Annotated in this window: 8 protein-coding genes and 1 other annotated feature; of the genes, 3 read left to right on the top strand and 5 right to left on the bottom strand. The window is 42.0% G+C overall.

Going from position 1 to position 12,187, the window contains the following annotated elements:
• The first annotated feature begins 30 nt into the window (after nt 1–30).
• The 3 genes from RTK36_RS03930 to RTK36_RS03920 all read left to right on the top strand — a co-directional run bounded on the left by RTK36_RS03930 (nt 31) and on the right by RTK36_RS03920 (nt 5,011).
• The gene (locus RTK36_RS03930) at nt 31–2,109 is read left to right on the top strand and encodes a methyl-accepting chemotaxis protein (RefSeq protein ID WP_312044557.1); all 2,079 of its coding nucleotides are present in this window, start codon (nt 31–33) and stop codon (nt 2,107–2,109) included.
• A gap of 392 nt (nt 2,110–2,501) precedes the next feature.
• Nucleotides 2,502–2,745 (top strand) — a binding site (T-box leader).
• Nucleotides 2,746–2,836: 91 nt separating this feature from the next.
• On the top strand, nt 2,837–4,219 hold the full coding sequence (locus RTK36_RS03925) for a TrpB-like pyridoxal phosphate-dependent enzyme (RefSeq protein WP_312044554.1): 1,383 nt from the start codon (nt 2,837–2,839) through the stop codon (nt 4,217–4,219).
• Between the two features lie 261 nt (nt 4,220–4,480).
• Nucleotides 4,481–5,011, top strand: a complete 531-nt coding sequence (locus tag RTK36_RS03920; protein ID WP_312044552.1) for a CDP-alcohol phosphatidyltransferase family protein — start codon at nt 4,481–4,483, stop codon at nt 5,009–5,011.
• A gap of 252 nt (nt 5,012–5,263) precedes the next feature.
• Here the strand turns inward: RTK36_RS03920 and RTK36_RS03915 are convergent, their stop codons facing one another.
• The 5 genes from RTK36_RS03915 to RTK36_RS03895 all read right to left on the bottom strand — a co-directional run bounded on the left by RTK36_RS03915 (nt 5,264) and on the right by RTK36_RS03895 (nt 11,916).
• Nucleotides 5,264–6,910, bottom strand: a complete 1,647-nt coding sequence (locus RTK36_RS03915) for a SulP family inorganic anion transporter (RefSeq protein ID WP_312044550.1) — start codon at nt 6,908–6,910, stop codon at nt 5,264–5,266.
• A gap of 318 nt (nt 6,911–7,228) precedes the next feature.
• Nucleotides 7,229–8,158, bottom strand: coding sequence for an ABC transporter permease (locus tag RTK36_RS03910; protein ID WP_312044548.1), 930 nt, complete (start codon nt 8,156–8,158; stop codon nt 7,229–7,231).
• Nucleotide 8,159: 1 nt separating this feature from the next.
• The gene (locus tag RTK36_RS03905; protein WP_312044546.1) at nt 8,160–9,236 is read right to left on the bottom strand and encodes an ABC transporter permease; all 1,077 of its coding nucleotides are present in this window, start codon (nt 9,234–9,236) and stop codon (nt 8,160–8,162) included.
• Complete coding sequence (locus tag RTK36_RS03900) at nt 9,233–10,753, bottom strand: ABC transporter ATP-binding protein (RefSeq protein ID WP_312044544.1); 1,521 nt, start codon at nt 10,751–10,753, stop codon at nt 9,233–9,235. Before RTK36_RS03900 ends, RTK36_RS03905 begins: the two co-directional genes overlap by 4 nt.
• A gap of 41 nt (nt 10,754–10,794) precedes the next feature.
• Entirely contained in the window at nt 10,795–11,916 is a 1,122-nt protein-coding gene (locus tag RTK36_RS03895; RefSeq protein ID WP_312044542.1) for a BMP family ABC transporter substrate-binding protein, read from the bottom strand.
• Nucleotides 11,917–12,187 lie beyond the last annotated feature (271 nt).

Genomic DNA, 12,187 nt, shown 5'->3' with positions numbered 1-12,187 from the left:
ATATCACTTAAGATGACGGAGGGAAAGGGAATGGAGAATTTAAAAAAGCAAGGATGGATGTATCGGATGAGGAAAAAGACGGTTAAACAAAGGGGGATTAAGGCGCAGTTAATTACCTTTGTTGCAATTGCACTTTTGTTACTCATTACAGCTTTGTCTGTAAGTTCTGTATATTTTACGAGGAAGTCTACGGAAGTATCCTTGCAGAAAACAATGAGGGAAACTTCTGAGTTAATTGCAGATAAAATTACAGAACAGCTTGATCAGTATGTGATTGTGTCTGAATCAGCAATTTTGTACAAAGAGAATTCAAGTGCGCTGAATTTATCATCGTACTTACAGACGATTTCATCAAAATATAATTTGCTAGATATGGATATTACTGATGCCAATGGTGTTTCTTATAATGGCAAGAATAACTATGCCCAAGATGCAGTTTTTCAGAAAGCCATAGGCGGGCAGAGTTTTTTATCTGATGCAATTGTAGAGGGTGAAGAAGTTTATTTTGAGTTCGGGCATTCATACAAAAATTCAGTTGTTATGATAAAAATTCCATATTCGGTTTTTGAAGAGATTATTGCGGGCGTACAAATTGGAGAAACAGGAAGTACTTATATTTTAAATAACCAAGGGGTAAAAATGGCCCATAAGGACTTTTCGTTGGTGCAGAAGAAACAAAATAATCTTGATGAGGTGATAAAAGACCCGAAACTTTATAAAGAAGTTGCGGCACTGGAAACAGAAATGACACAGGGCAAAAGCGGCTTTGGCTTCTATGTTTGGAAGGGTGATAAGAAGTTTGGTTCCTTTACACCCATTAACGGTACAAATGGCTGGTCTGTCAATGTAACAGCACTGGAGTCGGAATTTATGTCCGGTGTAAAAACAGCGGCAATAAGCACAATGGGATTAGGAATTTTTGCACTTTTGATTTCTATACTGGCTACAATAAGAATTGCATCAAGGATCACAAAGCCCATTGAAGAGGTGGTTACGGCAATTGAAAAAATGTCGGAAGGCAACTTGAATATTGACCTTTCCGTGCATCGTCAGGATGAAATGGGTCTTATTGCAATGAAAATTAATCAAATGGTAGAAAGTTTCAGAGATATAATTAGCGACATTTCACATTTCTTGAAAGAAATTGAAAATGGGAAATTAACGGCCCAGGCGCAAAGTCAGTATCCCGGTGAATTTGAAGCAATTAAGCAGTCTATGGAAAATATTGTTAGTAGTTTGAATCAAACGATGATGCTGATTCATGATACTGCAGATCAGGTTAGTATAGGGGCAGAACAGGTGTCTGCAGGAGCACAAGCCTTATCCTCGGGTACGACAGAGCAGGCGGCAACAGTGGAACAGCTATCGGCATCAGTAACCAATGTTGCCCATCAGGCGGAACGAAATGCAGTCAGCGTACAGAAAGCAACAGAATATGTGGAACAATCTGTGCGGGGATTATCTGACAGCAATGAGAACATGCAGCGATTAAGTTCAGCAATGATGGAAATTGGAAATTCATCTCAAGAAATATCTAAAATTACTAAGCTAGTGGAGGACATTGCATTCCAGACCAACATCCTTGCGTTAAACGCCGCGGTGGAAGCAGCTAGGGCGGGAAATGCGGGCAAAGGCTTTGCCGTAGTAGCTGATGAAGTGCGCAATCTTGCTGCAAAGTCTGCGGAAGCAGCAAAACAGACTGCTGAGCTGATTGAAAAATCAACAGTAAAGGTATCAGAGGGTGAAAAGCTTGCAGATGAGACATTGAAATGTCTGGTGGAGGTTTCTAATCAATCAGCAATGGTTGCAAGCTCTATACAAGAAATTGAATTGGCATCCACAGAGCAGGCAACTGCCATTTCACAGATTAATCAGGGATTAACACAGGTTTCAGCCGTTGTACAAACAAATGCTGCAACAGCAGAAGAAAGCTCTGCATCTAGTGAAGAATTAGCAGCCCAGGCTCAAACCTTGCAGAGTGAGGTGGGTAAATTTAAGTTGGCGGATGCACAAAGCGCTTGGCAGCCTTCCTATGAAAGTATGGATGGGATGACAGATTTTGCTGAAGATTCCGACAGTGGATATGGAACAAGATTTGAAAAATACTAAAAGTAGCTTATAGTACCACGTTTGAGTATTAAATGGTGCTCAAATCAAATTATGATAGAGGAATGAAAAATCCATCAAGAAGGGCAGACATCAGCGCTTGCAGTCTGCCCTTTCGCATAATATAGAGGTAGGCAGTGGCAAGAACAGACATGAAAGTTTTGCTGGCTTACGGGACAGTTATATTGTGTAAAGGATAGAAAACGTTTCATTACAATGAGCTTACTTGAAAATAGCGTAAATAGATATTTTTTCTGAATGTACATTGGGTAGTAAACACAAAAAAATCGTAAAAAATCACTAGAAAATGTGGAAATTAAATTTCAAAGGTGAAAAAATCGTAGAAAAATATTCTTTGTATTGACAAAAATACATTTTCGTCGTAATATATATCCAATAAACCGATGAGGGAGAAGAGTACTTTCAAAAAGAAACAACAGAGAGTTGCCGTGGGTGGAAAGGCAGCGTGGATTTTTGAGAGGAATGGACTCCTGAGGGCGCGCAGAACCATGAGTATGCAAGCCGGAGCAGATACTCCGTTACCAACGAGGGCATATGTTTGTATGTCATTGAGAGGGTACTTTTATTGTACCAAGCCGGGTGGCACCGCAGGAGCGAATTTTTGCTCTTGTCCCTGCAAAGAAATTTGTTGGGACAGGAGCTTTTTTATTGCAGAAAACCACTTCTCCCAACTAACAAAAACATCACCGAAATGAGAGGAGAAAACAGCATGAAAAAAAATGAGATTCCTTACAAAATTTATCTGGATGAGCAGGAGATGCCAAAGCAATGGTATAATGTGCGGGCGGATATGAAGAAAAAACCTGCACCTCTTTTGAATCCTGGTACCCTGGAACCTATGACGGCAGAAGAATTGGCACCTGTTTTCTGTAAAGAGCTGGTAGAGCAAGAATTGGATAACACCAATACATATATTGATATTCCTCAGGAGATTCAAGATTATTATAAAATGTACCGCCCATCCCCATTGGTACGTGCTTATCGCTTGGAGGAAAAGCTGCAAACACCTGCAAAGATTTATTATAAATTTGAAGGGAATAATACCAGTGGCAGTCATAAGCTAAACTCTGCCATTGCCCAGGCATATTATGCAAAAAAACAAGGCCTTACTGGTGTGACAACAGAAACAGGCGCAGGTCAGTGGGGTACAGCTTTATCTATGGCATGTGCATATTTTGGTCTGGACTGTGATGTATATATGGTTAAAGTATCTTATGAGCAAAAACCTTTCCGCAGAGAAGTAATGCGTACGTATGGTGCAAAGGTGACTCCTTCTCCATCTATGACTACGGAGGTTGGAAAAAAGATTTTAGCAGAGCACCCCAATACCACAGGTAGTTTAGGATGTGCCATTTCTGAGGCAGTTGAGTCCGCTGTGACCAGAGAAGGATATCGCTATGTTTTGGGAAGTGTATTAAATCAGGTTTTATTGCATCAGTCTGTGATTGGTCTTGAAGCAAAGGCTGCTATGGATAAATACGGTGTTGTTGCCGATATTATTATCGGTTGTGCAGGGGGCGGTTCCAACCTGGGTGGATTGATTTCACCTTTCATGGGCGAAATGCTCAGAGGAGAACGAGATTACCGCTTTATCGCCGTAGAACCTGCGTCTTGCCCTAGCTTAACAAGGGGAAAATATGTTTACGATTTTTGTGATACAGGAATGGTCACACCTTTGGCAAAAATGTATACCTTAGGGAGTGGGTTTATCCCCTCTGCAAACCATGCGGGAGGCTTACGCTATCACGGGATGAGCCCTGTAGTTTCGGAATTGTTCCATCAAGGTTTGATGGAAGCACGTTCAGTGGAGCAAACGGCAGTATTTGAGGCGGCAGAGCTGTTTGCCAGGGTGGAAGGCATCTTGCCTGCACCGGAGAGCGCCCATGCAATTCGTGTAGCAATAGACGAAGCGTTACATTGTAAAGAAACTGGAGAAGAAAAAACAATTCTCTTTGGTTTAACAGGCACAGGATATTTTGATATGCTTGCTTATGAAAAATACAATGATGGCATAATGAACGATTATATTCCCTCTGATGAGGATTTGAAGCAAGGTTTTGCGGGAATACCGAATATTCCTCAGAATCAATAAGCAGTTCTTTTTTACGTAAGTACTCCTTTTTCAGGGGTGCTTACGATTTTTTAAATTTCAGGATGTGGAAAGTAAAGATTGGAAGTATATATGAGCAACTTCTTTGCTTTGGAAAATTCTCATGGGGTAAGACATATCAAAGATATATATATAACATTGGCCCTTCATATAATCCAGACAATTATTAAAACGACTATCGTTCTTGTAGAATTAAAGAAAATATGCTAGGCTTAAACTAGTCTAATTGGTTCGAGGTGGAAGATGAAGTTTTTACCAAATAGTATTACGATAACAAGAATAATTGCTTCACTTTTTCTGCTAATGACAGATCCGCTTTCATGTTCATTTTTTGCTCTTTATCTTTTTTGCGGCTTAAGTGATATCTTAGACGGATTTTTAGCCCGAAGGCTCGGCCTGATCTCCGTTCTAGGGGCCACATTAGATAGTATTGCCGACTGCATTTTTGTTTTTGTCGCACTATTTACTTTGCTTCCTAATATCGCCGCGCCCCATTGGGTACTGTTTTGGATTGGGGGTATTTTTCTAATCAAGGGTTGTACTTTTGTGATAGGGATTTTTCGATATGGTGGGCTGGCATTTTTACATACTTATTTGAATAAGGTAACGGGAGGAGCACTGTTTTGTTTTCCGCTGTTTTATGTGTATGGGGGAATAACTGTTACGGCATCCCTACTTTGTGGGATTGCCACCATTGCCGCCTTGGAGGAGCTATGTATCAATATCATAGAAAAAGACTTACAACGGGATAGAAAAGGTTTGCTTTTTAAATGATCTAGGGCATTAATGATTTATGGGGATTAGAAAATAAATTCTGTCTCAACCTTTAATACATATCCTAAATAAAATAATCTTTATTTATCTTTACATACTAGTTATGGTTATTTGAAAAAGGACTATATTTTAATAAAAAGAGCCTGTTGCTTATCTGGGATTTGTTTTGCAAATCTAAGCAACAGGCTTTTTAAATACGCTAAGGTTTGGGGCTATTGGTTTTCGTCAGTTTAAAGGTATTGAAGCTATGATTCAGGCGGCAAATTTTCCTTTTGCACGGTTTGTCATAAGAACCCGTTCAACGCTCCAATAGAAATTTTCTTCCCCGATGATTTCTTTTAAGTCTGTTCTCTGCATCATTTTCATGGTGTGGGTGGGAAGACCGCAAAGGGCAACATCGACCCCTTGACTGCGCAGGCCCTCAATCAGCTCTCGCAAAACTTGTGCGCAGGAAATATCAATATTTGAGACACCACGCATGGAAAACAGCACAGTATCTGCGCCCGTTACTTTCTCTGCAATATCAGAGATGGCCTGGGTATTAGCAAAAATCATGGGGCCTGTGATATAAACCACCTTCGCATTGCTGTAGCGTTGGCAAAGAATGGGGTCTGTTACATTCATACGACGCATATCAACATCTTCATAATTAATTTCTATAAAGGAAAGACGAGTTACAAGGAACACCAAGCCAATTACAACACCGACTAAAATTGCGATGGTGAGGTCAAACACAATGGTTGCCGCCATGGTTGCCACAAACTCTAGCATAGCCCCTTTGAATTTATGGGAGAAGATATAATGGATAGATTCCCATTCATTCATACGCCATGCCGTAACCATAAGCACCCCAGCCAAAGCGGCAAGCGGAATTTGGGACATAATAGGTGCTAAAAGGAACATGGAACCCAGAAGTCCTAGGGCATGAAAAATACCTACTAAGCGGGTTTGTGCCCCTGACTTTACCGCAACACTAGTACGAGCAATTGCGGCTGTGGCAGGTATGCCCCCGAAAAATGGCAAAAGAATATTACCTACACCTTGGGCAATCAGCTCTTGATTACTGTTTAGGCGTACTCCTGTCATTCTGCCTGCACTGGCACCGCATAAAAGGCTTTCAATCATGCCTAAAATTGCAATACTAAAGGCAGGGGTTACTAATTCGCCTAATGTTTTTAAGTTTAAAGACGATAAGTTCAAACGACTTTCGGGGATGAGCGTTTTTGGAATTTCCCCAACCACGGAAACATCCAGCTTTAGAAATAAAGAGGCTGCTGTGGCAAGTATAATACTTAAAAGGGACGCAGGAATAACAGCACTCCACTTTTTAGGGAAAAAAACCATAAATACTATGACAAAGGCACCCAAAAGCACTGCCGTTAAATTTGGAGAAAAGCCTAAGTGGGCGTAACTGAATAGTTTTGAAATTGCTGAGGTACCTTGAGAATGGGTACCAAAAAAATTATCAATTTGCCCTAGGGCGATAATGACAGCAATACCCGAGGTGAAGCCTGTAATAACAGGAGCGGGAATAAATGCTGTTAGTTTCCCTAAGCGCAGAAGGCCGGAAAGAAGCAATAGAATACCTGCAATCAGGGTAGCCATGTAAACCCCATTAAGGCCATAGGTAGCCACCAAAGACATAAGAATTGCAGCCATTGCTCCTGTGGGGCCTGAAATTTGATAATACCCCCCAGATAAGCTACTCATGACCAGACCAGCAATAATGGCTGTGATTAACCCCGCCGCCGCATCAGCACCACTGCTGACACCAAAGGCAAGAGCCAACGGTAAGGCCACTGCTGCAACGGTAAGACCTGCCATCAAATCCTGTGTTATTTTGGAAGCGTTGTATCCTTTGAACTCTTGTTTTAAGCTGTCTGCAAAATTGCCCAGCATGTTAATATCCCCTCTCGAATCTGAAATACATTTGGTTTATTAAAATCTACTTAGAAAGTCGCACCCGCTAATCATAACAAAGCAAATTCCCTTTCTCAACAGTAAAAACGGGGATTTTAGGCAGAATTAGACACAGTTTTTTGTGCAAGATTATTTCTATTGTGCAGTGTATGGAAGGAAGGGTTGAATGATATGAAATAACTGCATCCTTTTGTGGAAGGTGGACGAAACAGGCGTTCATTCTGGAAGAGAAGGGGATTAAAAAAAGCCTGTTTCCATGATGAAGTATCAAGGAACACAGGCATATTTTTTAGATGATTAGCGTTCCTCTCTGAAGTAAGGATTGGTTAAATCAGCAGGAGGCAAATCTTCTTTTTTATTTTTTCTTGTACTGATAATTACGATGATAATGGTTGCCGCATAAGGAAGCATATCAATCAAATATTGGGAAATTTGGATTCCCATGCTCTGCAAACGGAACCCTAAAATGGACAAACCGCCGAATAAGAATGCCCCGAGCATTGCCTTGACTGGATTCCAAGAAGCGAAGATTACCAATGCAACAGCAATCCAACCACGTCCGGAGATTATATGTTCCTGCCAAACGGGAACCGTTACTAGAGACATATAAGCACCGCCTAAACCACATAAAGCACCGCCCAAAAGGATATGCACATATTTATACAAGGTTACGTTAATGCCTGAGGCATCCGCGGCCGCCGCACTTTCTCCCACAGCACGAAGGTTCAAGCCTTTTTTGGTGCGGAACAGATAATAGGTTGCGGCGATGATGGTAATATAACCAAAGTAAACGAAGATATCTTGCTTGAAGAAAATTTCCCCAATATAAGGGATAGAGGAGAGACCTGGGATTTGCCTTGGCGCAAAAAAGCTTTTGATATCCCCAGGGACGATGGACCCCATAACTCTCTGGCCTAAGAAGCTGGCAAAGCCTTCACCGAAAATGGTCAGGGTCAAGCCGCAAACCGTTTGATTCACCCGAAGGGATACGGTTAGAAAGGCATATAGCAATGCGCCAATTCCTCCGGATAAAACTGCACCTATCATAGCAAGCAGGGGATTATGGGTATTTAAGCCAACAATAAACCCCACGATAGCACCCATATACATCATACCTTCTACACCAAGGTTAAGATGACCTGCCTTTTCGGAAAAGATTTCGCCTAAGGTGGCGAAAAGAAGAGGGGTACCCGCTATGATTGCAGCGGAAAGAAAACCGACTAACATCTTATTTCGCCTCCTTTTTTACTTTTATAAATTTATGGAACTGCACCTTGTATTGCAGGAAAAATTCACTGCCCATCACGAAGAACAGAATAATTGCTTGAATCATATCTGCAACGGAGGCAGGAACCTGCATAGAGATTTGAATATAGTTTCCGCCCTGCACCAATATGGCAAAGGCGATACAAACAAACAATGTGGCAATGGCATTTAAGCCTGCCAGCCAAGTTGTAATGATCGCTGTAAAGCCGTAGTTGGCAGAAAGGGAAGCGGATAGTGTTTTCTCCACTGCGGAGGCCTGAATCATACCCGTTAAACCACAAAGACCACCGGAAAGGAGCATAGAGATAATGATAACGGAGGAAATATTCATGCCGGCATAGCGTGCAGTTTCAATGCTTTCTCCAACGACAGAGATTTCATAGCCTTTCTTTGTGTGGTTCAAAAAGATATAAACCAAAACCACTAAGATCAATGCAATGATCCATCCAATATGCACCCCGCCAACGGAGGGGAGAATTGCATCATTTGAAAAGGTTGCAATTTTGGGAAAACCTTGAGATGCGGGGTCTTTCCAAGGGCCATACTGCAAATAGGTAACAAATTTGATTGCCAAATAGTTTAGCATTAAAGTAAAAATGGTTTCGTTGGTACCCATTTTGGCCTTAAAGAATGCGGGAATGAAAGCCCAAAGACCACCCATTACCATTGCCGCAACACCCATGGATAAAAGCATCAATGGTCTGGGAAGGTCAAAATTCAGTGCAACGGCAGAAGCTGCAAAAGCACCCATCATAATTTGCCCCTCGCCACCGATATTCCAAAACTTCATTTTAAAGGCAACTAAAATACCTAAAGAGGTTATCACCAAAGGAATTGCCTTGAGGGTGGTTTGCTGAATACGGATAGGAGTACCCAAGGCACCTTTTACCATAGAGGTGAAAATTGTAATCGGGTTATAGCCCAAAAGGGCGATAATAAATCCTGCAAACACAATGGAAAGGGCCACAGACAGGGTGCGAATCAGGATTGCTTTTTTACGGGGTAAATCATCTCGTTTTGTGATTTTCAAGGGAATCATGATTTTACCTCCTTTTTCAATGCGCCGCCTGCCATTAAAAGGCCGATGTCTTCTTTTGTAATTTCTTCGGGGTTAACGATACCTGTCATTTTACCACCGCAAAATACCATAATTCTATCGCAAAGGGCCATCAAAACGTCTAAATCTTCGCCGATGAACAGCACGCCGACTCCCTTTTTCTTTTGCTCGTTTAATAAATCATAAATTTTATAAGATGCACCAATATCCAACCCTCTGGCAGGATAAGCGGTAATCAAAACCTTAGGATTGGAGTCGATTTCTCGACCCAAAAGAACCTTTTGGATATTGCCGCCGGAAAGCTTTTTGATAGGGTGGTGTACGCCGGGCGTTAAAATTTCCAGCTGTTCTACCAAGCGTTCCGCTTTTTTCGTGCTTTCTTTTCTATGAAGGAAAAAACCGGGTTGATTGGGGTAGTCTCGCAGAATCATGTTATGCACCATATCCATGGAGCCTACCAAACCCATGCCCAAACGATCCTCGGGAATAAAGCCCATGCGGATGCCCAAGCGGATAATGTCTCTGGGACTTTTTCCTAAAATATTTGCATTTTCAAAGAAAATACGTCCCTTTTCCGCAGGAAGAAGGCCTGCGATGGTTTCACAAATTTCCTTTTGGCCACTGCCGGCTACACCGGCAATACCTAAAATTTCGCCTGCAAACAGATCAAAATTGATATCTTCCAAAGCATGCTTATTTTCCTTTGTGGAAACATAAAGGCCATCCACCTTAAGTAAGGCATTTTCTTGGGTGCAATGGGGTTTATCCAGCTCTAAATCCACCTTTTTTCCTACCATCATTTCAATCAGACGATTTACTTCAACATCCTTGGTTGCTACGGTTTCAATGGATTGACCACGGCGCAGAACAGTAATACGGTCGGAAATTTCCATAACTTCGTTGAGCTTATGGGTAATGATAACTACGGCACAGCCTTGCTCTTTCATGTTTCTTAAAATGGCAAAAAGACGCTTGATTTCCTGCGGAGTTAGAACTGCGGTAGGCTCGTCCAAGATGAGGATTTTCGCACCACGGTACAACACCTTTATGATTTCCAGCGTCTGTTTTTCACCTACAGACATTTCATAAACCTTTTTATCCGGCCTGATATCCAGTCCATATTGATCACAAATGGTTTGCATTTCTTTGGTGAGCTGCTTGCCACGCAAGGCGATGCCCTTGCTTCCCATGACCATATTTTCCTTTGCCGTCATAACCTCCACCAGCTTAAAGTGCTGATGAATCATACCAATGCCCAAAGCGATGGAGTCCTTGGGGGAGGAAAAATCCACTTCTTTGCCCAGAATAGAAATGGAGCCGCTATCGGGAGTATATATGCCGGAAAGCATACTCATAAGAGTGCTTTTTCCGGCGCCATTTTCTCCTAATAGCGCATGAATCTCACCGTTATAAACAGTGAGATTCACGTTTTCGTTCGCCTTAACGGACCCAAAAGCCTTGGAAATGCCATTCATTTCGATTGCTTTTACGGGTTCCATATTTTTTTCTCCTAGTATTTTCTTAAGGAAGTACTGATCCTTTAGTTTACAGCGGAAACGCCTTTTACTAAGCTCTGCATTACAGTCCAGATGCCTGCTCGGTCAAGAGTTTCGCCTTCTTTAACCAGTACATTGCCCTCTGTATCATAGATAGGTCCAACGAATACAGGGTATTCGCCAGCTTCCATTTTTGCAGCAACTTCGTTTACCTTAGCCTGAACTTCAGGGGGTACCAAATCTGTCATAGGTGCAAGGCCTACATATCCATCTTTCATTGTACCGTAGTAAGATTCGGGAACATAAGTGCCTGCAATGATTTTTTCAATGGTAGGTACCAGGTATTTATCGTGGTGCCAAATGGGGGCTGTCAAGAAAGCACCGGGAACAATTTCAGAGTTATCTAAGTTGTAGCCGATTGCAAGCTTGCCAGCTGCTTCTGCTGCAAGCTGAGGGCCTGCGGAGTCAGCATGCTGTGTGATAATATCGCAATCCTGAGCCAACAAGGATTCAGCGGCTGCTTTTTCACCAGCGGGATCGCCCCAGCTGTTGGTGTAAACAACCTTAACCTCTGCGTTGGGGTTTACGCTCTGAGCGCCCAATGCGAAAGCATCAATACCAATGTGTACTTCTGTATAAGGGAAAGCTGCAACATAGCCCAGCTTATTTGTTTTTGTCATCATACCTGCAATCATACCGGTCAGGTATCTGGGTTCTTCCATGGCACCGAAGTAGTTGCCAAAGTTTTTGTCGTTCATTTTGTTGCCGGAGAAATGCAAGAATGTTACATCAGGATATTCTGTTGCCAATTCATCCAAAGCATCCATGAAGCCAAAGCTTGTACCAACGATAATGGTAGCACCCTGGTCAATCATATTCATTGCTGTGGTTTTTACAGTTTGCTTTTCTTCGGATACATTTTCAGCAATAATGGTTTCAACCTTATCGCCAAAATATTCCTGAACAGCCTTTGTGCCATTATGTTGTGCCTGAGAATAGCCACCGTCGTTCTGGGAGCCGATGTAGATAAAGCCTACCTTTGTTGCCTCTGCTGCTGGAGCCTCTGCGTTCTCTGCGGGCTTAGTATTACCGCCACAGCCAGCCAAAGCTGCCATAGACATTGCTACTGCCAATGTCAACGCCAAAAATTTAGTTAACTTTTTCATGGTTCCTCTCCTTTTCTTTAAACATCATACTTTAAATAGTGACAGGTATGTTAAACGCCCTCCCCTTTTTTTTGAAGGCGAAATAACCAAAAAACAAAAAAGCTTATAGTTTGAAAATCACATAAAGAAGGACGTATTAATCTTTGAAATAGATTTTTCCGTCCTCAATGTTTGTAATGACAGCCAGAGAGTCAACATAATAACCAAGCTCTCTTAGCTTTTTACTCCCACCTTGAAATTCCTTCTCTACGATTGCTGCGATGCCGCATAC

Origin of the sequence: Anaerotignum sp. (assembly GCF_031981185.1) — a bacterium.
GTDB lineage: Bacteria > Bacillota > Clostridia > Lachnospirales > Anaerotignaceae > Chakrabartyella.
Note: the sequence above shows the minus strand (reverse complement) of the source record. Positions and strands in the feature narration are given on the sequence as shown.

What these genes read in the sequence shown, in the direction of transcription:
- RTK36_RS03930 (WP_312044557.1), top strand. Translation starts at nt 31, where the DNA reads ATGGAGAATTTAAAAAAGCAAGGATGGATGTATCGGATGAGGAAAAAG.
- RTK36_RS03925 (WP_312044554.1), top strand. Translation starts at nt 2,837, where the DNA reads ATGAAAAAAAATGAGATTCCTTACAAAATTTATCTGGATGAGCAGGAG.
- RTK36_RS03920 (WP_312044552.1), top strand. Translation starts at nt 4,481, where the DNA reads ATGAAGTTTTTACCAAATAGTATTACGATAACAAGAATAATTGCTTCA.
- RTK36_RS03915 (WP_312044550.1), bottom strand. Translation starts at nt 6,910, where the DNA reads ATGCTGGGCAATTTTGCAGACAGCTTAAAACAAGAGTTCAAAGGATAC.
- RTK36_RS03910 (WP_312044548.1), bottom strand. Translation starts at nt 8,158, where the DNA reads ATGTTAGTCGGTTTTCTTTCCGCTGCAATCATAGCGGGTACCCCTCTT.
- RTK36_RS03905 (WP_312044546.1), bottom strand. Translation starts at nt 9,236, where the DNA reads ATGATTCCCTTGAAAATCACAAAACGAGATGATTTACCCCGTAAAAAA.
- RTK36_RS03900 (WP_312044544.1), bottom strand. Translation starts at nt 10,753, where the DNA reads ATGGAACCCGTAAAAGCAATCGAAATGAATGGCATTTCCAAGGCTTTT.
- RTK36_RS03895 (WP_312044542.1), bottom strand. Translation starts at nt 11,916, where the DNA reads ATGAAAAAGTTAACTAAATTTTTGGCGTTGACATTGGCAGTAGCAATG.